This window comes from Ekhidna sp., from assembly GCF_964218185.1.
In the GTDB taxonomy this organism is placed as follows: domain Bacteria; phylum Bacteroidota; class Bacteroidia; order Cytophagales; family Cyclobacteriaceae; genus Ekhidna.
Genome location: NZ_CAXPLV010000008.1, coordinates 31,624 through 57,202 on the forward strand (window position 1 = coordinate 31,624; position 25,579 = coordinate 57,202).

The window sequence follows — 25,579 nt, forward strand, 5'->3', positions numbered from 1 at the left end:
AGTTTCATCTAACCCAACACGCATTTATTTTATTCATCTTTCAATGTTTTTACAGGATTGACCCTGGCCGCCTGATAAGATTTAAAGCTTACCGTAATAGCACCTACCATAAAGGTGATCAAGCCTGCTACAATAAATAAACCAATACTCACTGAGGTTCTGAACTCAAACCCATCAAGCCACTGCTGTGCATAGTAGTAACCAAAAGGAATAGCCAGGATGAATGAAAATATCATCAATACTGAGTAATCTTTCGATAGCAATAAGACAAGGTGTTTCACACTTGCACCATGTACTTTCCTCACCCCAATTTCTTTCGATCGTTGTTCTGCTGTAAAGGCTGAAAGGCCAAAGAGCCCTAGGCAGGATAAAAAGATGGAGATGACCACAAAGATTTTCACCAGGTTGCTGATCAGAAATTCGGTATTGTAGTTTTCGGCATATGCCTGATCCACAAAGTTGTAGTCAAACTCATAGCTGGAGCTTAGGGAGGTCAGGATTTGCTCAGTTTGCTCAAGTACCTCGGCAGGATTTCCATCAACCCGTATCAGCGCCACATCTGATCGCGACGGAGCAATACAGCTTATGATCAATGGCGAAATACTCTCATACATATCTTGCATGTGATAATTCCTGATCACCCCAATCACTCTTCCATCAATCCCCCAGAAAGAAACCCTTTTGTCAATCGGATCATCAAATCCCATGAGCTCTGCTGCCACCTCATTGATGAGGAAACTGGTAGAATCAGCTAAATCATCAGAAAAATCCCGTCCTCTGATTACTTCAACTTCTGTGGTCTCAACAAATGATTTATCTGTAAGCATGATGTTGATTTCATAATCTACATTGGGGTCTTTTCCCTCCCAGTTCGTGGAGCTCGTGGATCTATTTGATGCAAGCGGATTCCCAGACGCAACTGAAACGGCTGTCACATTTGGTAGCTTATTTACTTCTTCTTTCACTGTTTCCCAACGTTCGCCCAGCTCATAATTAAGGTCCACGGCAATGAGGTTTTCTTTATTTAGTCCAAGGTCTTTATTTAACACATAGTCTAGCTGCTTATAAACTACACTGATGCCAATGATCAGAAAAGTAGATATGGCGAATTGAAACACAACTAGTCCTTTACGCATCAACGCCGAGCCTGAAGTTTGCTTCACCATACCTTTCAGCGAACTAATGATATTGAATCTGGGCAGTAGCATGGCGGGGTAGCTGCCTGACAATAGTCCCACTACCAACACAATCCCTATGATATACATCCAGGTGATAGGAAGGCTGTAATCAATGGTTAGCGTTTTATCTACCATCTGGTTAAATGAAGGCAACAAGAGATAGGTCAGAATAATTGACACGACCATGGCGCAAGCAGAAAGAAGAACCGACTCCAGCAAAAACTGAGTCCCAATCGATGACTTATACGCTCCCATCACTTTTCTTAATCCCACTTCTTTGGACCTTCGGCTGGAGCGTGCAGTGGCTAGGTTGGTGAAATTGATGCAGGCAATGATCAATATCAGAAGAGCCACCACACTCAAAATCTTTACATACCCGATACGCCCTCCATCCACGACACCATTGGAGAAGTTTGAATAGAGATAATAGTCCTGAAACTTATGAAGAACCAATTCCTCATCCCCGGCATTATCCAGGCCAGCAGCATAGATTTTGATCGCATCCCTTATTCTATCTGCCACCACAGGTACTTTTGACTCTTCATGGAGGTTGAAATAGATTCTGAAACTACCATTCCCCCAATCGTCTACCCATTGATTTTCCTTAAAAAAAGATTCTGCGTTTACCAACCAGTCAAACTGTAGTGTGGAGTTTGATCCTGTGTTTTCAAAGACGCCTGTCACTATTGCCTCACGATCGTTATCAATCTTAAGCGTATTGCCAACCGCTTCATCTTTCCACTGAGAGCCAAAATATTTTTCTGCAACAGACCGGGAGATCATGATGGAGCTGATGTCATCAAGTGCAGTGTTTTTGTCTCCCTCAAGCACTTCAAATGAAAACATGGAGAAAAAACTTGAGGTCACGAAGTAGCCCACTTCATCTGATTTGTCATCTCCTTTTTCAAATCTCATTTCAATAGGCCAGCTAACCTGTACCACCCGATCTACTTCCGGATATTCATCTCTCATAAGATCAGCGGCAGGTTTGGGTATTGTCCAGGTAGTTCTTGTCTCCTTACCGGATTGCTTCATGTTTCGAAACATCTGATAAATTTTATCCCCATCCGTGTGAAACTTATCCATGGACACTTCATCGTGCACCCAAAGGAAAATGATTGATGAGGTGGTAATGCCGACAATCAATCCCAAAAGATTCAGCGCGGTAAATCCTTTGTATCGAAGCGCATTTCGAAGCGCGATTTTTAAATAATTTTTAATCATAGCAGTATGTATTAGTCCGTTTTTGAGTTCGATGTTTTTGATAATTCCCGGTCGAAAAAGGAGCATTACATCCAGTAAGTATCTGAACTTTGCTCCAACAGGGCTTTTGCTTCTTCGTTCTGCATAAAGCTCAGAAAGATCCCCCTCCACATCTTCTATAAGTTGTGGGTTGCAAAACCATCTTAAAAATCTGGTCGGCAATCGTGGAGGTGATATTTCTGATGAATTGCTCATGCAAATTTGAAATCAAAAGCTACCGATGGGATCGAATCCCATAGTTGTTTGCGGGTTTCCATTACTTGCTCAAGTACTTTTTTCCCAAGTGGAGTAACTTTGAAATAGCGTTTCCTCTTACCCCCTCTTACAGCAGTCGCTTCACCAAATTCAGAGTCCAGAAATCCCTTTTTCTCAAGTCTATTGAGTGCGGTACGCATGGCTCCTACACTCACTTTCCTTTCCAAACGCTTTTCTATTTCTTCCTTGATGGAGATACCATAGGCATCATCGTAAAGAATAGCGACTGTTAGCATTACTACCTCCTCAAACTCCCCTATTGAATATTTTCCCATAGAATTTTTATTTAAATCCTAAAAGTAATCTAAATATTTAAGTCCTAAACGTAGCTATTAAAAAATGGTTAGATTTTTTTTGGATTAAGGCTTGAGCCTGTTCTGAATTTTATCGCTCCTTAGCTCTCTCAGTGCGTCAGAAGCAATCCAGCGTGCAGCCTTAGAATCTTGAGCCTTTATACGCTCGGCTACCTTAATCGCTTGTCTGTTGAGATATAGATTTCGTTTCCCAATTTGCCTTAAAGCCCAATTAACTGCTTTTTTCACAAAATTTCGATCATCCCATGCCTCTCTTTCGATGATTGGAAAGAATTGTTCTATTCTATCATCCGTTTGCTTCGCACCTTTAAGAGAAAGGCCGACCATAGTGGCAAACGCCATCCTTTTTTCGAATTCTGGCTTGCGTCTGCTCCATTCTTCGACTTTAGAATAAGCGTATTCTTTTTTCGGGATGATCTTCATCCCGATACCATCTACCAAATCCCATGAATAGCAGTCAGATGTCCATTTTTCTGCAATTGCTTCTGAGAATTCTTTAGGATTAGCTGTCAGTATTGCCAGATGCTTGCACTCATGAATAGATTGATCCCAAAGTGCATTAGACAAATCTTGATTTTTCCCAAGTTCTTTTGCGTAGGGTTTCAGCACTGCATTTTTTATACCCAGAGATTTTCCTCCTTTGATACCGAAGTATTCCATTTGGGAGATGTAATCTGGATCTGCCATCTGACGGAGGTCTGCCAGGATTTCATTCAGCATTTTCACAACGAGAAGTACTGATCGTCCATTTTCTGGAGGATCATTTTGATTTCGTCTGCTTTGTGGTAGTCACCTAGCTTTTCAAAAGAGACAATGAGGTTTCGGAGTGCCCTTAGAATAATGTCAAGATTGGAACAAGGATCGTAAAAGATGTCCTGCTTCTCGAGTTGAAGACTTTCCAGGTAATTGTCGATATCGTCACGCGTAAAAATGAGCCCACGATTAAATACATTGATGTAAAACGATTCATCTCCTACTTGATATGTCAAAATGAACAGATTTGGGAGGTTTACACCATAGACTGGCAAATCCATCTTTTGGGCAAGTAGCAGATAGACGGCACAAAGTGAAATGGGATTCCCCTTTTTTGTTTCTAAAACCGCATTAATCATGGAGTTGGCAGGTGAGTGAAAGTTTTTGGTATTTGCCCTAAACTTGAATTTATTGAAGAAAACTTCATTGAAGACTTTGATGCGATCATAAGGGGTCATATCATCCTCCATGTGTCGCCACAGCTCATGATAAAGTTGCTCTACCTGCTTGCTCAGCTCCTCCAATTCCAAATCCGGATAAAGGTATGTCGCAACAATCCAAAGGCCTTCCAACAGATTTTCCGCGCCTCCTTCCTTCCACTCCAGAAACCGCTCTTTCAAGAGCTCAAACTGGAGCTCATGAACCAGGTCTTCGATCTTACTTTGAATGATAGGATTGAAAGTGCTTTCCCACTCTTGCTCCAGTAAAGGAATAACGCTTGTGCCGATAGACATGATTTTTTCTTCCACATGAGAAACCACCTCATGATCTTCATCGTCAAGCAACACAACGAGCGCTTTTATTTCAGATTCTTTTAGCAAGGAATAAATTTATCAAGTTTGAATGACTCCTACATTCATACGCTCCTCTATGGGCGCATGATTTGCCATTTCGATTCCTCTTGAGATCACATCACGTGTTTCCTTTGGGTCAATGATACCATCTACCCACAACCTTGAAGCTGCATAATATGGACTTAATTTTTCTCGGTAGGAATCTTCAATTTTCTTCAATTGTGCCTCTTTTTCTTCATCAGAAAGTTCCTTCCCCTTGGCTTTTGCTGATGCAATTTCGATCTGAAGTAATGTTTTGGCTGCTGACCCACCACTCATAACTGCAATTTCTGCTGTTGGCCAGGCGTAAATCAATCGAGGATCATAAGCTTTGCCACACATGGCATAGTTTCCGGCCCCATAAGAGCTACCCATCACAATGCTAAACTTGGGCACTACCGAGTTTGAAACGGCATTTACCATCTTAGCTCCATCCTTAATAATGCCTCCATGCTCTGATCTGGAACCCACCATAAACCCATTTACATCATGGAGAAAAACCAATGGAATCTTGCGCTGGTTGCAATTCATGATGAATCGGGCAGCCTTGTCTGCAGAGTCAGAATAGATCACTCCACCCATCTGCATTTCGCCTTTTTTGGTTTTCACCACCTTGCGCTGATTAGCGACAATTCCCACACTCCATCCGTCTATTCGACCATATCCACAAACGATGGATTTACCATACAGCTCTTTGTATTGATCAAACTCCGAATCATCAACCAGGCATTTGATCACCTCGACCATGTCATACTGAATTCCACGATTCGCAGGGAATTCACCGTAAATGTCCTCTAGTTTTTTCTTAGGCAGTTTGGGCTCAGATCGATTGAAACCTGCACTTTCTGGCTCCCCTACCTTGTCGAATATCTTTTTTATTGCATCCAGTGCTGCCTTATCATCTTTAAACTTATTGTCGGTCACACCTGATATTTCACAATGGGTGGTGGCACCTCCTAAGGTCTCGTTATCTATATCTTCACCTACTGCTGACTTTACCAGATAGCTTCCTGCCAGAAAAACAGATCCGGTTCCATCCACAATCAAAGCTTCATCAGCCATGATTGGAAGATACGCACCTCCGGCCACACAGCTTCCCATAATAGCAGCAATCTGAATAATACCTTTTGAAGACATCACTGCATTGTTTCTAAACTGACGCCCGAAGTGTTCTTTGTCAGGAAAGATTTCATCTTGCATCGGGAGAAAAACGCCCGCACTATCTACCAGATAAATGATTGGCAAATTGTTTTCAATGGATATCTCTTGTGCTCTCAGGTTTTTCTTGGCAGTCATGGGAAACCATGCTCCTGCCTTTACAGTCGCATCATTGGCTACAATCATGCACTGCCGCCCCGATACCTTACCAATTCCTGTAACTACACCTGCTGATGGGCATCCACCCACTTCTTTATACATGCCGTCGGCAGCAAAAGCACCAACTTCCAGAAAGTCATTTGGATCGTCCAAAAGGTAATCTATTCGCTCTCTGGCAGTCAGTTTCCCTTTTTTGTGGTGAGATTCAATCTTCTTTTCGCCTCCACCCAATTTTACTTTTCTTAGTCGCTCGTTGAGCTTAAATACCAATTGCTTATTGGCATCCTCATTTTTATTGAATTGAATGTTCATTAATATTCGCTACTTACCCTCCTGAGAAATTCCTTTTAAATTTTTGTTTTTCTTGCCAAGCGGCCCTAAGAAATCTTTTGGATAATTATTGAAATGAATGATGAGTTCATCCATATCTACTAAAAGCTTATTAAGATTATTATACACAGAATCATTGTTCAACATTTTGCCAACTGTTCCTTCGTCTGATTGAATGGCAAGTAATAATTTGTTTACGTGCTCTAAGGATTCGTTCACTTTCGCTAGTGTTTCAGATAAAGGAACAGCATTAAGCGAATCCATGAGGACTTTGGTACTTTTAAGTACTCCAGCCAACTGATCAGATCTTTGCTTAAAACTTATTAACAGGTCATCTGCATTTTTGATCGTCCCCTCTACATTGAGTCGGTTGACTTTACTTGTAATTGTACCTATGGAATATTTCAAGGTATCTACTGTACCCGCTATATCTGTTCTGTTGAGCTCATCTAAAAGATCATTGAGCTTAGTAATTGTGGTATTAAGGTTATCGGCCACCGGCTCAAACTGAGATAACATACCTCCATCCATATCAGATGCCAGCGTATCTCCGGGCTGTGCAAGCTCGGTAGATTTTCCAACATCCAGCACAATGGCTTTTCCACCAAATAGTCCATCATTTGCAAGAGTGGCGGATGCGTCCTTTCCAATAACCAATCCTTCATCGATATCTAGTGAAACCACGATATATCCACGTTTCTGCTTTAATTGAAATCCGCTAACCCTACCCACTGGTAATCCATTAAAGTAAATTGGATTAGAGACATTCAGTCCCGACACATTGGTGTAAGTGGCATAATATCTATTGGATGGAGAGAATAAATCCGAACCTCTTAAAAAATTGAAGCCATAGTATAAAAGTGCTCCAGCAATTATGGTGATAAGACCAATCTTAAATTCTTTTGACACAATTCCTAATTTTTAGTTTTGAGCATCAAATGCCTCTTTATATTCTTTGATGGCGCGGTATATACCGGAAGCAATATATGACTGCACCTCGGGGTTATTTAATTCCTTTTCTTCAGTTGGATTGGAAAGGTAGCCAATTTCCACTAACACACTGGGCATGGCAGTGCTCCACATCAAATAAAGACTAGATTGTTTAACTCCATAACTCCTTCGTCCCGCTCTATTTGTCAGTTGGTCATCTATAAGGCTAGCTATCAATACACTATTATCCTGATAGGCGGATTGGGTCAGATTGTAAAGTATGTAAGACTCCTCAGACTGGGGGTCAAATTCGTACTTCTTCTCATAGTCCTCCTCAAGCAATATCACTGAGTTTTCTCTTTTTGCAACTTCAAGTGCTCGGTCCGTGTTTTGTGACCCCATCACATACACTTCCGAACCTTTTATTGCTGCTTTCCTCGAAATTGGTGTGGTCTTTGGTAGGGAGTTGGCATGAATAGATACAAACAAATCTGCTTCATGCTTATTAGCAAGCGCAGCTCGTTTATCAAGATCTACAAACGTGTCATCTTTTCGGGTGTAAATAACTTTTACATCGGGGATGTATTTTTCTACATATTCCCCAACCATCATAGCTACTTTAAGAGCAACGTCCTTTTCCTTGGTATAGGACCCCAAGGTCCCTGGATCTTTTCCACCGTGTCCAGCATCAATTACGATTTTCGTTACAGCAAAATTCACCTTGCCAATCGGGTGAAATGAAGCCAAAACAAAAAATAAAGTCAATCCGATGGGTAGTACTAGATTTCTCACGCCCTTTATTGTCTAAAATGAAATACTTTTACGCAAAAGTTAGAAAAACCGGCTACTGCGGCAGTTTTCCAATCCGATCGATTGCAAAAAATTTGCCAAACGTGCCAATAAATAAACATCTCAAAGATAGTTTGGTCATAGTTCATTTTCAAAAAAGCGAGTTGGATTGAGGTGTCTCATATTACTTTTCTGTTTATTCGTTTCGATCTCTTCATTTTCTCAAGAGACAGATTCTACCTACCATAGGGCAGAAGAAGATGTTGTAATAGGTGAGGGTGAGGATCCGACCATTCCTGCCCTGGTATCAGATACAACTAAAAGAGATAGTATTCCTACACCCTCTCAAAACTCGAGACTAAGTGATATAGAAACCACAATTAATTACAGCGCCAAGGATTCGTTGTTTTTTAATATCAATAGTCGGGAGCTTTTTCTATACGGTGACACTCATATAGATTATGGAAACATTGCGTTGGATGCAGAGCGCACGGATGTAAACTGGAATAACCGAACACTTAAGGCCAAATACATAACTGACTCTACAGGTAGAAAAATTGGAAAACCTGTTTTCACCGAAGGTGCCGATACCTATGTAACAGATGACATTATCTATAATTTTAAAACTGAACGAGCGCTAATCAAAGGTGTAATTACTGAGAAGCAAGGAGGCTTTATGCACGGGGAGGATGTGAAAAAGAATGAAGAGGATGAGTTATTCATCAGGGGAGCCGAGTACACCACTTGCAACCTTGAAGATCCGCATTTCTCAATAAAGTCGACAAAACTCAAAGTCATCCCCAACAATAAAGTTGTCTCAGGACCATTCAATATGCGGTTCAGAGACGTGCCAACCCCTCTTTTCTTTCCGTTTGGTATGTTTCCACAACCAAAGGAAAAGTCTTCAGGGGTCATAGTCCCATCCTATGGAGAGGAAACCCGACGAGGATTCTTTCTTCGAGACGGTGGATACTATTTTGCCATTAGCGATTATGTAGACCTAAGACTGACTGGTGATATATATTCAAAAGGTGGAAATGGGATAAATGCCACATCGAACTATTACAAAAGATATTCATTTAGAGGTACCTTTAATTTCTCCTACATAAAGTCAGTATCTGATGATTTGGAAAATGCATTGGAAACTGAGGACTATAGCCTTCGATGGAATCACACTCCTGAATCTAAAGGAAACTCTTCGTTCTCAGCATCCGTGAATGCTGCCACCAGAAGCTATACTCAAAACAACAACCTGGTAGTTCAGGATTTTGACAGAAGTATAAACTCCCAACTGGCTTCAAGTATTAGCTATCGAAAAACATTTGCCGGCACACCATTTCAGATGTCATCCAACCTGAGACACAGCCAAAATCTGCAAACTGGGATCGTAAACCTGACCTTACCGGATTTGACTGTAAATATGAATCGGATTTATCCATTGAAGAATGTAGTAAAATCGAGCAAATCACCACTTTCAAAACTGAACTTTAGCCACAATTTTGCTGCAAAAAATGAGCTCTCAAACGATAAAGTAAGTCAGCCTTTCAACTTTGATGTTATCAACAGAAGCGCACGATCCGATTCAGTTATATCATTCAACAAAAGCAACTTTGGCGAAATTTTCAGGAGATCACAGCTTGGTGGAAAACACACCATTCCCGTCTCTACCTCCATGAGTGTCCTCAAATACTTCACCCTGAACCCAACATTCAACTATCAGGAATTGTGGTACAATAAGGAGTTAGCATACACTTTTGTGCCTGAGGAGAATGGCGTTCAAATTGATACCGTTGATGGATTTAGCCGAGCGGGAAGTTGGTCCACAGGAGCTTCTTTAAACACTCGTGTGTACGGTACAGCCTTTTTCAATGGTGGTAAAATTCAGGCTATCAGACATGTAATGACTCCAAGTATTTCATTCAACTATAGTCCAGACTTTTCAGATACAAAGTATGGTGTATATAGTGATATTCAGGTAGACACTTTAGGAAACACGCAGCGTGTAAGTAGATACCAAGGGTTTGCCTACGGCTCACCACCGGGTGGAGAAAGTAAGACACTTGGTTTCTCGCTTTCCAACAACATTGAGATGAAGGTAGCCAGCAAGAAGGATACGGTCAATGGATTCAAGAAGGTGAAGCTTTTTGATAACCTCGGGGTAAGTACTGGCTACAATCTGGCTGCAGATTCTTTTAAGCTCAGCAATATCAACGTGAATGCCCGAACTAGCTTTTTTGATGGTAAACTATCTCTGAACGTCACAGGAACCTTGGATCCATATGAATATTTGTTGTTGTCAGAAACGACAAATGCCCGTGGTGACAGGGTGGTGAGTCAGCGCAGGCTGGATAGGTATACATGGAACAATGGGAATGGACTTGGCCGACTGTCAAGCATGACTACATCATTAAGCCTTAATCTTTCACCCACTGGTTCAAATAGAAATAATAATAACAACTCAAATCAAACTGGTAGAGGATTTGATGATCCAAGTGGTGTAGCACCTCCGGAAGATCAGGTTGGTTTTGATGGATATTCAGAGCAGGAACGGCAACAAATTGAGCACATTCAAAACAACCCTGAAATGTACGTAGACTTTGATGTGCCTTGGACTTTGAGAATGCAATACTCAATCAACAGAAACAAACGAGGCTTTGAAGACGCATCCATTCGACAGAGCTTTCAGTTTAGCGGCACATTAGGTCTTACAGATAAAACACAGATCACATTTAACTCCGGCTATGACTTTGAGGCCAAAGATTTCACAACCACGCGTGTAGGTGTTTCACGTGACCTTCATTGCTGGACAATGAATTTTGACTGGGTTCCATTCGGTAGATACCAATCTTATTTCCTCTCCATACGAGTTAAATCCTCCGTGTTACAAGATTTAAAATTGGAGAAAAGAAGGAGTTTCTTTGACTTTTTCAATTGATCGAAAAAGCTAGCAATGTTTTAAGAAAGTCTATAAATTCATGGAATAAACCCTAATTACCATGATTAAGCATATTGACTTTACTCCTAAAGTGACAAAAAAAGGCGGACTCTTCAAGTCAACTGAAATTGAAACCTTTACAGATATTGTCACCTCAATGAATGAATGGACCACCGATTCTGGTCATGAAATCATAAATATAGAGACCGTTCTGCTCCCAAATATTCATGACTCTGATGAAGAAGGTAGTGAAGACACAATGCTAGGCACAGGACGGGAGAGTTCGTCACATTGGTACCAGTTAATCAGGGTATGGTATAAAGAGTGAGAAAAAATTGTAAAATAGCTTTGTAACTATTTCAAGCCCCTAAATCCCCTACGGTTTAGGGGCTTCTTTTTTACAATTAAAAAGACTTTTTCGGCGCTACCCTTACAGGTTTAAACATTTTTTTAACAAACAAATCATGCGTATGAAAAAGTTTTTCTTTTCAATGATGGTATGTCTCTTGGTGGTGGCTCAGGTCCACGCCCAGAGAACGGTATCCGGAAAAGTCACCGACGATGTTGGTGAGGGATTGCCCGGAGTGAATGTGGTGATTAGAGGCACCACGAATGGAACTACGACGGATCTAGACGGAAACTATCGACTTCAAGTAAATGATGGAGATGTTTTGGTTTACTCATTTGTAGGTTTCGAAACTCAGGAGATCAATATCGGTACAAGAACGACAATTGATGTCACAATGGGTGGTGCCACTGAACTTCAAGAGGTAGTAGTGGTTGCTTATGGTGAGCAAACAAGACAGTCAATTACAGGGTCTGTTGACGTAATTGACGAAAAGGATTTGAATAATGTACAATCAGGAGACCCAATTCAAGGATTGGTTGGTCGGGTTGCGGGTGTGCAGATCATTAATGATAATGGTCAGCCTGGCGCATCACCAACGGTAAGATTTAGAGGAATTGGCTCAATTGGTTCGTCAAGTGCTCCATTATATGTTGTAGATGGGGTGCCATTTTATGGCAATATCAATTCACTAGCCGCACAGGATATTGAGTCAATATCTTTCCTTAAGGATGCATCTGCAAATGCTCTTTATGGTAGTAGAGGTGCCAATGGTGTAATCATCATTACAACGAAAAAAGGTAGTAATAAAGGTCTTGAAGTGACTTTTAATGCCAAATACGGGGTGAATGATCGTGCGGTAAAGGAGTATGATATCATCACAGATCCTGGACAGTACTACGAAATGTGGTTCGACAGAGTAAGAATCGGTCGTATGAATCTCTTGGGTGAGGATAATGCAACAGCGAGTGCTGCAGCTGCCACCGGCCTAATTACAGGAGGAGATGCACCTTTGGGATACAATATTTACAGCGCCGCAGATGATGCTATTATTGACCCATCTACTGGAAGATTGGCTTCAGGATTGCAGCAAGTTATGACGCTGGATAATTGGGAGAACGAACTCTTCAACCAAAGTACCAGACAGGAGTATCACTTGGGAATTAGATCATCAGGAGAAAATACATCGACATATTTCTCTCTTGGATACCTCGATGATGAAGGGTACGCTATCAACTCTGGATTCTCAAGAATAAGCTCAAGGCTCTCCATTGATTACAATGCTACAGATTGGTTAGACTTTGGAGGAGCGTTCAATTATGCATTTACAGATCAGGATGCCCCATTGGCAACTGTTGGTTCAGCTACCTATAGCAATACATTTAGCTGGGTAAGAAACGTAGCTCCGATTTATCCAATTTATGCGCACGATGCTACAACTAAAGAGCTTCTATTAGACGCTGACGGTAATAGAATCTTTGACTTTGGTGAGGCGGATAACGGATATTATGGAACGAGACCATATGGAGCATTCAACAACCCTGTAGCTACAGGACTTGCTGATGTAGACAATTTTGTGACTCATAACATTACTTCCAGATTCTATACAAAGGCCAGATTCTTGAATGACTTCCAATTGGAATTAAGAGGATCAGGTGATATCGTAAGTGGAGAGTTTACAACTTTCGCCACTCCAATTGGAGGTGATGCAAAAAATGCGAACGGTAGACTTACTCAAGGTAGAAACAATGCTACTACCCTAAGTGGCCAGCAATTATTGACCTGGGATAGAGACTTTAATGAACATAACATAAAAATTCTCTTAGGTCATGAGTCTACAAAGTATAAGTTCACTTATACAAACGCTCAGAGAACTGAGGTAGCTATTGGCACCTTGCCAGTGCTCGACAACTCTGCAAACTTTCAAGCACTTAGAGGCTTTGAGAAAAACTATGCCGTTGAAGGATACTTTGCAAGCGCGAATTACTCCTACAGAAATAGATACTTTGTAAATGCTAACATCAGAAGAGATGGATCTTCCGTATTCCACCCTGATAACAGATGGGGTACATTCTATGGTGCAGGTATTGGTTGGATTATAAGTGAAGAATCTTTCCTTTCAGGTGTTGATCTGATCAACAACTTAAAGTTGAAAGCAAGTATCGGGCAGAATGGTAATGATGCTGTTCTTTATCCTTTCAACAGAACACTTGTTGGCGATCCTGATAACAGAAACTACTTCCCTTATTTGAATCAAAACCAGGTAGTGAATGTAAGTGGATCTCCAGGTATTCAATTCTATACACTTGGAAATCCAGATCTGCAATGGGAGACCAATACAAACATCAACGCCGGATTTGAATTGGCAATGATGGATAATAGAGTTGCGCTTGGGTTCGACTACTGGGTAAGAAAGGTGGAGGATATGATTTTTGACAATCCACTACCAATCTCAGAAGGTAGACCTTCATTCCCTCAAAACATTGGATCAATGGAAAACAAGGGATTTGACTTCTCTATAACTGCAGATGTAGTGAGAACAAGTGACTTAACTGTTACGCTTGATTTTAACGGATCAATGTGGAAAAATGAGTTAACTGAACTTCCTGATGAAGCTATTGATGACCCTAATGCTACTAGGTTTAGATGGCAGGTAGGTAAATCTAGATATGAATACTTCATGAGGAGATTTGCTGGTGTAGATGAAACCAATGGTGATGCCCTATGGTACATGGATGTTACTGATCCATCTACTGGTGAGCCTACAGGAGAGATTGTAACTACAAATGTATGGAATGATGCAACTGAATATTACATCGGTAAGACTGCAATTCCGGACATAAACGGAGGTTTTGGCCTTAACGTAGCTTACAAAGGATTTGACCTGAACGTTTCATTCGCTTACCAAATGGGTGGATATGGATATGATGGTTTATACCAAGGACTAATGGGATCTGCAGGAGACATTGGTCAGAACTATCATAAGGATGTGTTTAACACATGGACTCCAGAAAACACAAGTGCTACAATTCCTAGATTAGATGTTTTCGATGACGATCAGGATAATTTCTCTGATTACTGGTTGGTAAGTTCTGATTATTTGAGCTTGCAAAACATTACGCTTGGTTACTCAATGCCTGAGGCTCTTGTAAACAAAGCTTCTCTTACAAATACCCGACTATTTGTAACGGCCAACAACGTTGCTCTTTGGTCAAAAAGACAAGGGTTTGATCCAAGACTAAGCTTAACTGGTAACGGACTCAATGAGTACTCAGTGGTAAGAGCTGTCAGCTTTGGGCTTACAACCAGATTAAAATAAGTTTTTGATAGAGCTGGCAATGAACAATTGCTGGTTCCATGAAAATATAAAAATCAATAATATGAAAAATTTAAAGTCAAGTATTTTATTAACAGCGGCTTTGGTTTTGATTTCCGGATGTAAAGAAGATTTTCTGGAAACAACTCCGGCTGAAGTGGTGAGTGATGAGCAGGTAGGTTCAAGCCCCGCGGCTGCCCAGGGACTTATAAGTGGTATATATGCTTCACTCAGAACGTTCGGAATTGGTGGTACCACCGGACATACAGACTATGGCCACATGTCAGCAAAAATTGGCTCTGATATGATGGCGCATGATATAACTATGTCATTCCTGCATTGGTATGGATTTTACCATAACTTAACTGGTAGACTCCAGACTTCTACGAGAACAAGGCTAACATGGACTACATATTACAGCCAAATCGCACAATGTAACCTTCTGATTAATGCTACTGATCCTGCTACTGCTACAGATGAAAATCTATGGCTGCTTGGACAGGCTCATGCATTGAAAGGAATGATGCTTCTGAGGCTTGTACAAATGTATAGTTCTCCATATAGCCAAGATCCGTCTGCCTTAGGTATTCCAATACCAGATGGAGCTGACTTCTTAGGTAAATCAAGAGGTACTGTACAAGAAGCGTATGATCAGATTGTATCAGATCTCACTGCTGCAGTAGGTTATTTAAGTGGATTCACCAGATCTTCTAAACAAGAGGTTGACTTGAGCGTAGCAAATGGATTTCTTGCTAGAGCATATCTGGATATGGAAAACTGGGCCGGAGCAAGAGATGCTGCATTAGCTGCTAGAACAGGATATACTCTTGCTGCCTATGATGGATTCTCAGATTTAGGAAATGCTGAAGTGATGTGGGGAGCTGATATTGATGCAGAGTCTTCAACCGTTTTTGCTTCATTCTTCTCTCATTTTGGAAACACAACTCCTGGTTACACAGGTGCTTTAGGTGTGTACAAGATGATTGACAGAGCTTTATATGATGCCATTCCTGTCTCTGATACCAGAAGAGACGCATTTGTTGATCCAGTTGCGGGTGACCCTACTGGAAACGGACTTCCTGCTTATGCTAATATCAAATTTATCGACGATACGTTCTTTGAAGGAGACTATGTGTACATGAGAGCTTCAGAGATGTATTTGATTGAAGCAGAAGCTAGAGCAATGCTGGGAGATGCAACTGCCGCTAATGTGCTATTCGAACTGGTAAGTTTCCGTGATCCAGGGTATACTTTATCTACCAATACAGGAAATGCGCTAAGAGAGGAAATCTATCTTCAAAGAAGAATAGAGCTTTGGGGCGAGGGTGTTTCTTATAATGATCTAAAAAGGCTTAACAAGCCGATGGATCGAACCTATGCAGGAACAAATCACGCAGCATTTGCTTTGCTTAGCTATCCGGCCAATGGAATTCCATCATTATGGCAACTTCCAGAAGCTGAGATTTTGGCAAATGACAACATCCCTGCTGTAGATCAAAATGCACGAAACGAAATCAAAGCATTTGATTTAGAAGAGCAGTAATTTTCTAATAACAATCCATTAAGAATAAAAGCTATCAAATTGATAGCTTTTATTCTTTCAATCAATAAAATCCATGAAGCATTTAGTAAGTATCATAATTCTACTCCCTTTTCTGGGACTGTATTTCTGCAGTCCTGTGGCCACTTACAAAAAAAGTTTGAATGAATCCGTAGGTAAGCCAGATTGCCAACCAGATCAGTCTGACAAATACTACTTGTGTACTGTAGTGGATTCCAAAGGTCATCTGGTTATAACTGTATATTCAAAAACATTGAATAAAGAAATTGTCCGAAAGGCCACTGGCTCTATCGGGTCGGCTTCATGGGCTGAAGGCAAAATTCTTGTCAGCCTTTTACCTGCATTACCTCAAGTCAACCAAACCACCTACGACTATTATCTAGACCTGGATAATGGAGACTTAATACCATTAAAAAAAGAGAATCATGAAAGTCATTAAAATCAGCATATTATTCACATTAGTAATTCTAATGGTTGGAATTGTACACCGATCAAAAGCTCCTACTCCCGAAGAGCTAATCAAAATCAAATCTGACATAGATATCAGCAACTATCTATTCAGGATGATTAGGACAAAATCAGGAAATGAGTCTTTGAATATAAATCCCAATAAACAAATTCTCAAATACCTTAAAGCCGCTGAAAGCTCTCGTTTAAAAAATGAAACCCAAAATTCTTGGGTAGAACGTGGACCGTCCAATGTTGGAGGAAGAATGAGAGCCATTGTTGTAGATGAAAATGATCCATCAGGTCTCACTTGGATTGCCGGCTCAGCATCCGGAGGAATATGGAAGACCTCCGATGGAGGGAATACATGGACAGAAGTCTCAACAAACCTTCCTAACCTTTCAATTGTCACAATTGCGCAATCAGAAAGTAATCCTAACATTTTATACGCTGGTTCAGGGGAAGGAGCATTAGGCGGAGGGTTTGCAGACGGGTATGGAATTTTTAAAAGTACAGATGGAGGAGATTCCTGGGATTTATTGGAATCTACCTCCCTTCTAAATTCTTCGGACTTTACAAATACAAATCGCCTCATTGTCAATCCTGAAGATGAAAATGACATCATTGCTGCAACTTCAAATGGTGTAGAAGGAACACTTGAGTCCGCTTTGATGAGATCTTTTGATGGAGGAGCTACCTGGAGCAAAATTTGGGAGCCTGACTCTCGTGTTTTGCAAGTTGTCGCACACCCAGACTCATTTGACACACTCTACGCTTCTGTTCTTTTTAGGGGCATAGCTATATCAACCGACGGGGGTACCACTTTCGCTTACGCCAATCTTGATGACATTGTCAATTCTGCTGGAGGTACGACTGGAAGAATTGAAATGGCCATCGCTCCAAGCAATTCAGACATAATCTATGCTTCAGTAGGGTATGTAAACAGGACAGGATCGGGACTATTTAGGTCTGATGACATGGGCTATACATGGATTTTAATTTCCGATCCAAATCAGTCCAGCGACATAGATTATTTGATACAAGGTGAATACGATAACTGCATTGTAGCTCATCCCTTTGATGCTGATAAAGTTTTTTGGGGAGGTGTAGAGTTATACACCGGAACAGTCAGCGATCAGGTAACTGAAGGGTCTCCAAATTATTTAGGAACGGAACAGAATGACACAGAAGATTTCCTCTCTTTTGTAAACTTTGACAATGGCACTCACTTTCAGAATAGACTCTCTATTAACGATCCTGAAAACACGCCCACCATTGAGATTAGATTTGGACCTGGAAAATCTCAGTTAGCCCATAGATTCCTTGTGCCAGCAGGAGGAAATGCCGGTGTGCCCGCGCAGAATTATGCATATTCTAATTATGTTGAGGTGCCTTTTGAAGTTTGGGATATCGACAATAATACTCAGCTCATGGTTTCATTCAGAGATCAGGAAAGAGATGGTGCATTTAATTTAAATGAAAGAGACCCGGATGACGATGAGCTTTCAGATAACCGAGAGTACATTTATATACACTCTTTGGCATACAGTGCTACACCAAGTTCAGAAATTACTGTGAATGGTGGCCAGGAGATCAAGCAATATTTATTTTTCTGGCCAACGTTGACTCCCGGTGGTGAATGGACACCAGACAATCTTCCGGAATCTTCATTAAAAATAAAATTCGGGCCACTTGTCTTTCAAGAATCTCAAATTGCACAGCTAAATGGAAATGTACATCCTGACCATCACTATTTAACGACCATTGAGACTTCCGAGAACACTTTTAAACTTTTGAGTGTAAACGATGGCGGAGTAGCTTCCTCAACAAACAATGGTGCTACTTTCACTGAACACGAGAGTGGTCTTAACACCTCACAGTTTTATTCTATTGCTAAAAAGCATGGAGAAAATGTCTACCTGGGGGGCACTCAGGATAACGACGTGATGATGTCTACAGGAACATCTCCAAATGCTACCACTCCATACATTGAGCAACATCCAGCGCAGTTGGCAGATGGATTCGATGTGCTGTGGAATCGAAGAAATACCGATGAAATCTTAATCTCATATCAGAGAAACGTAATCAATAAATCTACGGATGGTGGAAACACATACATTTCGGCAACCTCCGGACTTGACGACTCTGGGTTTACAAATGGGAATGCTCCATTTATAACCAGACTCTCAAATTCATACCTGGCTCCTCATGTTGTTTTTGCAGTTAGTTCACGTGGGGTATGGAAGAGTACCAATTTTGCGGATTCGTGGGAGTCTGTCACTCTTAATAGCGACGAGACAAATAGCTGGGGTGGGTTTCTCAATGTAGAGGTATCTGATATTGACCCTAAGATTGTGTGGGCAGGTGGCGCCATTGATGATGACAGAAGCATATTTGTTTCCACGGACAGAGGAGAGACATTTGATCCGGTCAGCAAATTCTCAAAAGCTTTGGGGAATGTAACCTCCATTGTACCTCATCCTTCAGACCCAAACTCTGCCTTTTTGTTGTTTTCACAATACAATTCTCCTAAAATTCTCCGCACAAATGATCTGGGTGAAACATGGGAAGACATAAGTGGGTTTGGCTTAAGTGGGGAGGAAAGCAATAACGGCTTTCCTGATATTGCCACATTTTCCATGATTGTGTTCCCCGACAATCAAAAAATCTGGGTAGGCACTGAATTAGGCATTTATGAATCTATCGATAATGGGATGTCTTGGAATCCCTTAAATAGCAACATCCCTAAAGTTCTCATTTTTGATATGAAAGTATTTGAAGGAGAGATAGTAGTGGCTACCTACGGAAGAGGTATATGGACAATTGATCTGGATTTGGAATATGCCTATGAAAGCATTCTCTCTGCCGGCAATTCCGATAAGGATTCAAATCTATCCATATACCCCAACCCTGTAAAAAATGGCATACTTAACTTCAAATACTCTGAAAGAGTCCAGAGTATCAATGACATCTCTATTTTTAACTTAAATGGCAAACTAATTAAAACGATCTCCCCTAACTCATTCAGGAATTCTAATAGTTTGAATATCGGTGAACTCTCCAGCGGAACATACCTTTTGAGACTTCAAAGTAAGAGTGGCCAAACTCTTACAAAGAAATTCTTGGTGCAATAGGGCTTCTGCTAGATCACTCCTAATTGATTAAAATACTTCTTGGGGCTTGTATCCAAGAAGTATTTAAAATCCTTAATCAGATGAGATTGATCGTAATAGCCACATTGGTATGTCAACTCTGTCAGACTAAGCCCTGCTGCCTCCTTGTAGGTGTTTATGAAGCAATTGATCTTTTCAATTTTGCAAAATTCTTTTGGCGTAAGACCTATTTCTTTATTGAAGTGCTGTTCCAGTTTTGATTTGCTCACATTTAGCGTAGAGTAAATTTCTTTGATTGAAATCGTGCCACTGGTACTCCTGATCTTTTCAATCGAATCCAATACAGTCATGTTATATTCAAACAAGTCTGAGGCGTCTGGTAGCAAGTTTTGGATTACATCGCTTGCTTCATATATATCTCCACTATAAAGGGTTCTAAGAAGTGTCTTTACATCTCTAGCGCCGATTTGGAACTCATACACACCATTACATACTTCCTGAAGTCTCTCAGATATGTTTTTGGTATAGATTGAATTGACCTTTGCAATGAAGCAGTTTGTGTCTTCCAGCAAAACCTCAACTCCCCTACCTCTGGGCTTGAAAAAATAAGCTTTGCCAGCCTCTAAACTAATGTCCCTAATGCCCCCAATGGGTTTAAGTGAAATATCCTCACTTAGTGGAATGAAAATCTCAGCCCGATTGTCCGGTACTAGTATGTGATATTTTTTTGCGTTTCCTTCCAGCAAAATCATTTCTTCAACGATCGCCAGTTCTTCTGTTAGTCCTATTTCTTGAGTATACATCTTGGTGATATTTTGTTTCAACCAAAACGTATTTAATAGGACCCCTACTTATTGATTTTCAGGTACATATGTTAAGAATCGTGATTCTTTATATAAAGGATTATGCTTTTTTACATTTTCAGGAAATAATGATAGGGTTTTAGGAATTACAACTGTTTTACCGCCCGAAATTGTGTTGGCGACATTCCGGTCTCGCTTTTAAAAGCATTGTAAAATGAAACCTTGTTTGAAAAGCCGCACTCCTCAGCGATAGCCTCAATGGTGTAGTGGTCAAACTTCCCCCCCGTGAGTAGCTCTTTAGAGTGCTCTATGCGAAAAGAATTAATGAACTTATTGAAGTTACCACTCCCGTATTTGTTTATAGCTCGGGAAACTAACCGTTCGTTGTAGGAGAGCTCTTTGGCCAGATCTGATAGCTTCACACTCTTATTCAGATAGTATTTTTCTGTGTTTACCAGCTCTATCGTTTTGTTAAAGATGGACATTAGCTCAGCCTCATCATCACCCTCATTGTTCTCTGTGGTTTTCAGAGATCGGTATTTAGTATACCATATAAGAGCTATTCCCAATAGGGTAAGGCCTATCGCTATCATTGTCCAGTTCACGTTGAGTTGTGTTAGTTAAAACAAGCAATAAAGCTAAACACCCTGATTGGTCAGAAAAATCTTCTTTTTTACAGTTAGATGGTTTCAACCTTTTTTACAATTATCCAAAACGGTGCTACAATATCCTTGCATTCCTCTTCATACTTAACAGAGGGGTACCGGGTTGTTATTCGGCCCCTCTTTTTTATGTTTGGTAAATATTCTATTTAGAATTATTCCAAGATTACCATTTCATAATTCTCATTTATTTCAATCGTAATGAACATCCAATGAATTTTTATCGTTAAAAAATGTACATTTGATTTAACAATCAGCTTAAGTGTAAATCATGGAAAAGAAACGAGACAATTGGCTCAATTTCAAAAACATCATTCATTACGCGTTTGACGATATGTGGACCAGCATGTGGAGATTCCTTCTAAAAAGACAGAATAGATTCCACCACCATCATGCTAATCACGAAAATGATTAATGTTTGATTCAGAATAAAATACTAACAGAAAGTCGGCCTTAGCCGACTTTTTTTTTGTTTTAAATTCACCCCATGCAACCGTCAGCCTACAAGCTGCATCTACCCCATGAAGGTCATAACCATGCTGCGAATAAATAAGTCACTAACCGAAGAAGAATTGCTTGAGGGCTGCCGAAAAGGTAAGGCTTCATCGCAGCGTGACATGTATGATCGTCTGGCTCCCAAAATGTTGGGGGTATGCCTCAGATACATCAAGGATCGGGAAGAAGCAGAACATGTGATGATCGGGGGTATCGTAAAAGTCTTTGAAAAATTAGATCAGTTTAAAAGTGAAGGAAGCTTTGAGGGGTGGGTCAGAAGGATAATGGTCAATGAATGCCTAATGTACATCCGAAAAAATCGAAATATGTCATTGGAAACAGACATTGAGAACGTTACTGATAGTCCGAACCTCAACGTCATGGAAGACTCCCTTGATCAGGCAGACCTGCTTAAACTAATCGGTGAACTACCTGTAGGATACAGGACGGTTTTTAACCTCTACGCAATAGAGGGTTATAATCATGCGGAGATTGCGGAGCAGCTGAATATCAGCGAAAACACCTCAAAATCTCAGCTGAGCAGAGCCAGGAAATGGTTACAAACCAAACTGGCAGAAATTGAAAGTGAAATAGAAAATAATATTACCAATGGATCAACATAACATTGATCGGTTATTCAGAGAAAAGCTAGACCAGTTGGAGGTGACTCCTTCTGCGAATGCATGGTCTCAAGTAGAAAAACAGATTCGTCCCAAAAAGACACCCGTTGTTTATTGGGTGGCTGCATCTGTGTCATTATTCTTGATTTCATGGATTGTATGGCCTGACTCCAGTACGGAGCATCTTACTCCGATTGCTTCTGAGGTGAGTCATCCAGTTTATCAAGGACATCCTGAGTTTGTGTTGCCTGTATTGGAAGAAAGTGATGAAGATCAAAGCTCCAAGAAACAATCGAAACAACCTCAAAATGCTCCTGCAAGCAGGAAAAATAACAAACCACAAGTTCAGTTTGCGGTAAATGAGACACCAGATACTCAGCAAGAAGTAGAGGAAACGCTACCATTGGCAGAGGTGGAGTCAAAAACCATGGTAGCAGAAGTGGAAGTAGACCAACCGACCATACTTGAAGAAGTGAAGGAAGAGGTGATCAAGCCTGAGTTCAGAACTGTGAAAATCACCTACATAGCCTCCTCGACTAGCAATGAACCAGAAGGTGCACCAAAAGCTGATTCTACCAGTGCATTTAAGAAGTTTATTGCTTTCACCGAAAAAATTGACCCGGGAGATATGTTGGCAGACATTAAAACTGCAAAAGACAATCTGCTTAATGGCGGATTTAAAAATAAAAAGGACAAAAACTCATTATAAACGACTAAGGACATGAAAACGAAACATAAAATATACAGTAGGATGAAATCAATCTTAACCTTGGCAATGCTGGCTGTGATCATACCTGCAGTAGCATCCAGTCACAACGACCCCAGACAAGATACAGTCATCATCGAGCTCAATAACAACAGCAAGATCGTGATAGTGACTAAAAGCAGGGAAGATCTTGCTTCACTGGAAAATTATGATATCAACCAGATGATCAGAGATTTAAACAGTCAACTATCTGATAGTGTAGAGTATATGGAAATCAACGATGGCAAAGCATATGTAAATAATGATCAGGTTGAAATGAAGGACTGGAAAATCAATGATGATGAAATTCGCATCAAGCTTGGAGGTGTAGAAGTAGACGTGGATCCGGATAAAGTTGACGATTGGGATGATGACGATTGGAACGATAGAAAGAAAGTGACCTATGAAGCTGATCGTGCTGACAGAACCACCCACCACTTCAATATAGATATTGGTTTAAATAACTGGCTGGAAGATGGAAACTTCCCAGCGGGAAATGCTCCTCATTCTGTCAAGGCATTTGGATCATGGTACGTTGGTTTGAATAGTACAAACAGAACCTGGCTTGCTGGCCCGCTATTTCTGGAGTGGGGCCTTGGGATAAACTGGTACAACTGGAAGCTTGAAGATACAGATTACATCATAGTTGAAGGAGCGGATGCCACTGAGTTTAACCTGGCACCAGCCACCCAAAATGGACTGAAAAGTAAGCTCACAGCCTCATACATCAATGTGACAGCTGTTCCAATGTTTGATTTCTCAAGAGGTCGTCAGAAGATCACGAGCATCGAATCCAGTGGGCTGAAAATCAAAAAATATTCAAGAAAAGGATTTCGATTCGGGCTTGGAGGATACGCTGGATATAGAATTGGCAGTCACACCAAATACGTGTACAAAGAGGACGGAAACAGAGAAAAGGATAAAGAAAGAGATGACTTCTTCCTGGAAAACTTCAGATACGGACTCAGAGCACAGGTGGGCTGGAAAGGTGTAGAACTCTTTGGTACTTATGATCTAAACAATGTATTTTCACAGGGACGTGGACCTGAGCTTAATGCAATAAGCTTCGGAATCACCCTCTAATTATTGCGTTTAGAATCAGCTTTAAAAGCGTCATCCAATCGGGTGACGCTTTTATTTTTCATGCAGTTTTTGCCTATCAGCTTTTGTGAGACGCATATCCCTTACAAACTTATCCTCAGAGGGTCGCAGAAAAGAGTACTGTACCAAAATCGAAAAATAAGCAATCACTAAAATGAATGATGGCGCCAGCCACATTGCTCCTGCCATTGTGATTCCAGCCACACCAAGGATTAAATATTTTTTTGTATTGACCCTCTTAAATTCCCGGAGCTTGTCAATTAACTCCATCTTTTCACCTAGTCGATATTGCACTTTAGCTCCTCGCCATACATACCAGCTCGCGTAAGCAACCAAGCAAACAAGAAGGATGGATAAAATGAACAGGAGGTTATCCATTCGCTCATCAATGGAAGATGTATCCCACTCCAAAAACAAGAGTGCAAAGGGCACCAATGTCAGGGCTATGATCCCATGGTATATCTGATAAATCTGATGGTGAAAATCCTTCCAATTGATCGTCTCATTTTCCATCCTGCAAATCAATGAAAATATTAAATGATAACCATTTATTATTTTTCATCGTATATTGATATGATATCATTTTAATATCACAATTAAAATTGACTACTATGCAAACACAAGAAAAAACTCATACTCCCGTGTCAGGTTATCTGGCCCTACTACTAAACATTACACTACTGGGAGGGTTCATCGCCATGATTTCGATCACAAAGCAACCAATCTGGCTACTCCTACTTCTCCCATGGCTCCTCATGATGCCTGGCTTCTTCTATGTAAACCCGAACGGCTCCCGGGTTTTAGTCCTTTTTGGAAAGTACATAGGCACTGTCCGCAGCAATGGATTCTATTGGGTCAATCCCTTTTACACCAAAAAGCGAATAAGTCTTAGGGCAAGAAACTTTGACAGTGAGCGAATCAAAGTGAATGACAGCATTGGTAATCCTATCATGATCTCTGTCATTCTGGTTTGGAGAGTTAAGGACACATTTGCGGCCGCCTTTGAAGTGGATGATTATGAAAACTTCGTAAGGGTACAGACCGATGCTGCTGTAAGAAAACTTGCTGGTACCTATCCATATGACAACTTTGATGATGAACAGGCAGATGTAACACTGAGATCAGGAATAAAAGAGGTAAATGAGGATCTTGAAAAAGAGCTGGACGAACGTCTAGCCATCGCAGGAATCGAAATCCTAGAAGCAAGAATCGGATATTTGGCATATGCTCAGGAGATAGCAAGTGCTATGCTGAGAAGACAGCAGGCTACCGCCATTGTAGCAGCCAGACATAAAATTGTTGAGGGTGCTGTAAGCATGGTGGAGATGGCGTTGGATCAATTGAAAGAGAAAGAGGTTATTGATTTGGATGAGGAACGAAAAGCCGCCATGGTCAGTAATTTAATGGTGGTGTTGTGTGCTGATAAAGATGTGGCTCCAGTGGTTAATTCAGGTACACTCAATCATTAGAAGT

21 protein-coding genes are annotated in these 25,579 nt (G+C 40.8%); 11 read left to right on the plus strand and 10 right to left on the minus strand.

Annotated elements, in window-relative coordinates:
* Window positions 1–29: 29 nt before the first annotated feature.
* The 7 genes from ACEQZT_RS12840 to ACEQZT_RS12870 form a co-directional block, all read right to left on the minus strand.
* Window positions 30–2,636 (minus strand): ABC transporter permease, encoded by a 2,607-nt coding sequence (locus tag ACEQZT_RS12840; protein WP_370089847.1) that lies wholly within the window; start codon window positions 2,634–2,636, stop codon window positions 30–32.
* Window positions 2,633–2,971, minus strand: coding sequence for a PadR family transcriptional regulator (locus tag ACEQZT_RS12845; RefSeq protein ID WP_370089848.1), 339 nt, complete (start codon window positions 2,969–2,971; stop codon window positions 2,633–2,635). Before ACEQZT_RS12845 ends, ACEQZT_RS12840 begins: the two co-directional genes overlap by 4 nt.
* Window positions 2,972–3,055: 84 nt before the next feature.
* Window positions 3,056–3,730 carry a DNA alkylation repair protein gene (locus tag ACEQZT_RS12850; protein WP_370089849.1) on the minus strand — a complete coding sequence of 225 codons (675 nt, stop codon included), beginning with the start codon at window positions 3,728–3,730 and terminating at the stop codon, window positions 3,056–3,058.
* Between the two features lie 2 nt (window positions 3,731–3,732).
* A complete protein-coding gene (locus ACEQZT_RS12855) occupies window positions 3,733–4,584 on the minus strand; it encodes a transglutaminase-like domain-containing protein (protein ID WP_370089850.1) in 852 nt (283 codons plus the stop codon).
* A gap of 12 nt (window positions 4,585–4,596) precedes the next feature.
* Complete coding sequence (locus ACEQZT_RS12860) at window positions 4,597–6,225, minus strand: acyl-CoA carboxylase subunit beta (protein WP_370089851.1); 1,629 nt, start codon at window positions 6,223–6,225, stop codon at window positions 4,597–4,599.
* A 9-nt stretch (window positions 6,226–6,234) separates the two neighbouring features.
* Window positions 6,235–7,152 carry an MlaD family protein gene (locus tag ACEQZT_RS12865; protein WP_370089852.1) on the minus strand — a complete coding sequence of 306 codons (918 nt, stop codon included), beginning with the start codon at window positions 7,150–7,152 and terminating at the stop codon, window positions 6,235–6,237.
* A 12-nt stretch (window positions 7,153–7,164) separates the two neighbouring features.
* Entirely contained in the window at window positions 7,165–7,965 is an 801-nt protein-coding gene (locus ACEQZT_RS12870) for an N-acetylmuramoyl-L-alanine amidase (protein WP_370089853.1), read from the minus strand.
* Between the two features lie 166 nt (window positions 7,966–8,131).
* On the opposite strand from ACEQZT_RS12870, the gene ACEQZT_RS12875 reads away from it, so the two are divergent.
* From ACEQZT_RS12875 to ACEQZT_RS12900, 6 genes are all read left to right on the plus strand, one after another.
* On the plus strand, window positions 8,132–10,897 hold the full coding sequence (locus ACEQZT_RS12875) for a putative LPS assembly protein LptD (protein WP_370089854.1): 2,766 nt from the start codon (window positions 8,132–8,134) through the stop codon (window positions 10,895–10,897).
* A 61-nt stretch (window positions 10,898–10,958) separates the two neighbouring features.
* A complete protein-coding gene (locus ACEQZT_RS12880) occupies window positions 10,959–11,225 on the plus strand; it encodes a hypothetical protein (RefSeq protein ID WP_370089855.1) in 267 nt (88 codons plus the stop codon).
* Window positions 11,226–11,367: 142 nt separating this feature from the next.
* On the plus strand, window positions 11,368–14,562 hold the full coding sequence (locus tag ACEQZT_RS12885; RefSeq protein ID WP_370089856.1) for a SusC/RagA family TonB-linked outer membrane protein: 3,195 nt from the start codon (window positions 11,368–11,370) through the stop codon (window positions 14,560–14,562).
* Window positions 14,563–14,623: 61 nt separating this feature from the next.
* Complete coding sequence (locus ACEQZT_RS12890; RefSeq protein WP_370089857.1) at window positions 14,624–16,102, plus strand: RagB/SusD family nutrient uptake outer membrane protein; 1,479 nt, start codon at window positions 14,624–14,626, stop codon at window positions 16,100–16,102.
* 73 nt (window positions 16,103–16,175) lie between these two features.
* Window positions 16,176–16,559, plus strand: coding sequence for a hypothetical protein (locus tag ACEQZT_RS12895; protein WP_370089858.1), 384 nt, complete (start codon window positions 16,176–16,178; stop codon window positions 16,557–16,559).
* The gene (locus ACEQZT_RS12900) at window positions 16,546–19,701 is read left to right on the plus strand and encodes a T9SS type A sorting domain-containing protein (RefSeq protein ID WP_370089859.1); all 3,156 of its coding nucleotides are present in this window, start codon (window positions 16,546–16,548) and stop codon (window positions 19,699–19,701) included. The genes ACEQZT_RS12895 and ACEQZT_RS12900 overlap by 14 nt, the downstream gene beginning before the upstream one ends.
* Before the next feature lie 8 nt (window positions 19,702–19,709).
* On the opposite strand, the gene ACEQZT_RS12905 is transcribed toward ACEQZT_RS12900, so the two are convergent.
* Both ACEQZT_RS12905 and ACEQZT_RS12910 read right to left on the minus strand, forming a co-directional pair.
* A complete protein-coding gene (locus ACEQZT_RS12905) occupies window positions 19,710–20,483 on the minus strand; it encodes a helix-turn-helix domain-containing protein (protein WP_370089860.1) in 774 nt (257 codons plus the stop codon).
* A gap of 146 nt (window positions 20,484–20,629) precedes the next feature.
* A complete protein-coding gene (locus tag ACEQZT_RS12910) occupies window positions 20,630–21,088 on the minus strand; it encodes a helix-turn-helix domain-containing protein (protein ID WP_370089861.1) in 459 nt (152 codons plus the stop codon).
* A 328-nt stretch (window positions 21,089–21,416) separates the two neighbouring features.
* Between ACEQZT_RS12910 and ACEQZT_RS12915 the strand changes: the two genes are divergently transcribed.
* The 4 genes from ACEQZT_RS12915 to ACEQZT_RS12930 all read left to right on the plus strand — a co-directional run bounded on the left by ACEQZT_RS12915 (window position 21,417) and on the right by ACEQZT_RS12930 (window position 24,088).
* Window positions 21,417–21,560, plus strand: coding sequence for a hypothetical protein (locus tag ACEQZT_RS12915; protein ID WP_370089862.1), 144 nt, complete (start codon window positions 21,417–21,419; stop codon window positions 21,558–21,560).
* Window positions 21,561–21,666: 106 nt separating this feature from the next.
* On the plus strand, window positions 21,667–22,263 hold the full coding sequence (locus ACEQZT_RS12920) for an RNA polymerase sigma factor (protein WP_370089863.1): 597 nt from the start codon (window positions 21,667–21,669) through the stop codon (window positions 22,261–22,263).
* Window positions 22,250–22,969, plus strand: a complete 720-nt coding sequence (locus ACEQZT_RS12925; protein WP_370089864.1) for a hypothetical protein — start codon at window positions 22,250–22,252, stop codon at window positions 22,967–22,969. Before ACEQZT_RS12920 ends, ACEQZT_RS12925 begins: the two co-directional genes overlap by 14 nt.
* A gap of 42 nt (window positions 22,970–23,011) precedes the next feature.
* Complete coding sequence (locus ACEQZT_RS12930) at window positions 23,012–24,088, plus strand: hypothetical protein (protein WP_370089865.1); 1,077 nt, start codon at window positions 23,012–23,014, stop codon at window positions 24,086–24,088.
* Between the two features lie 51 nt (window positions 24,089–24,139).
* On the opposite strand, the gene ACEQZT_RS12935 is transcribed toward ACEQZT_RS12930, so the two are convergent.
* Complete coding sequence (locus ACEQZT_RS12935; protein ID WP_370089866.1) at window positions 24,140–24,619, minus strand: hypothetical protein; 480 nt, start codon at window positions 24,617–24,619, stop codon at window positions 24,140–24,142.
* A gap of 98 nt (window positions 24,620–24,717) precedes the next feature.
* Between ACEQZT_RS12935 and ACEQZT_RS12940 the strand changes: the two genes are divergently transcribed.
* Window positions 24,718–25,575: an SPFH domain-containing protein gene (locus tag ACEQZT_RS12940; RefSeq protein WP_370089867.1), complete on the plus strand. Its 858-nt coding sequence runs from the start codon at window positions 24,718–24,720 to the stop codon at window positions 25,573–25,575.
* Window positions 25,576–25,579 lie beyond the last annotated feature (4 nt).

Bases quoted from the DNA above. Each gene is read 5' to 3' on its own strand.
- ACEQZT_RS12840 (WP_370089847.1), bottom strand. From the start codon at position 2,636: ATGAGCAATTCATCAGAAATATCACCTCCACGATTGCCGACCAGATTT.
- ACEQZT_RS12845 (WP_370089848.1), bottom strand. From the start codon at position 2,971: ATGGGAAAATATTCAATAGGGGAGTTTGAGGAGGTAGTAATGCTAACA.
- ACEQZT_RS12850 (WP_370089849.1), bottom strand. From the start codon at position 3,730: ATGCTGAATGAAATCCTGGCAGACCTCCGTCAGATGGCAGATCCAGAT.
- ACEQZT_RS12860 (WP_370089851.1), bottom strand. From the start codon at position 6,225: ATGAACATTCAATTCAATAAAAATGAGGATGCCAATAAGCAATTGGTA.
- ACEQZT_RS12880 (WP_370089855.1), top strand. From the start codon at position 10,959: ATGATTAAGCATATTGACTTTACTCCTAAAGTGACAAAAAAAGGCGGA.
- ACEQZT_RS12885 (WP_370089856.1), top strand. From the start codon at position 11,368: ATGAAAAAGTTTTTCTTTTCAATGATGGTATGTCTCTTGGTGGTGGCT.
- ACEQZT_RS12890 (WP_370089857.1), top strand. From the start codon at position 14,624: ATGAAAAATTTAAAGTCAAGTATTTTATTAACAGCGGCTTTGGTTTTG.
- ACEQZT_RS12895 (WP_370089858.1), top strand. From the start codon at position 16,176: ATGAAGCATTTAGTAAGTATCATAATTCTACTCCCTTTTCTGGGACTG.
- ACEQZT_RS12900 (WP_370089859.1), top strand. From the start codon at position 16,546: ATGAAAGTCATTAAAATCAGCATATTATTCACATTAGTAATTCTAATG.
- ACEQZT_RS12905 (WP_370089860.1), bottom strand. From the start codon at position 20,483: ATGTATACTCAAGAAATAGGACTAACAGAAGAACTGGCGATCGTTGAA.
- ACEQZT_RS12915 (WP_370089862.1), top strand. From the start codon at position 21,417: ATGGAAAAGAAACGAGACAATTGGCTCAATTTCAAAAACATCATTCAT.
- ACEQZT_RS12920 (WP_370089863.1), top strand. From the start codon at position 21,667: ATGAAGGTCATAACCATGCTGCGAATAAATAAGTCACTAACCGAAGAA.
- ACEQZT_RS12925 (WP_370089864.1), top strand. From the start codon at position 22,250: ATGGATCAACATAACATTGATCGGTTATTCAGAGAAAAGCTAGACCAG.
- ACEQZT_RS12930 (WP_370089865.1), top strand. From the start codon at position 23,012: ATGAAATCAATCTTAACCTTGGCAATGCTGGCTGTGATCATACCTGCA.
- ACEQZT_RS12935 (WP_370089866.1), bottom strand. From the start codon at position 24,619: ATGGAAAATGAGACGATCAATTGGAAGGATTTTCACCATCAGATTTAT.
- ACEQZT_RS12940 (WP_370089867.1), top strand. From the start codon at position 24,718: ATGCAAACACAAGAAAAAACTCATACTCCCGTGTCAGGTTATCTGGCC.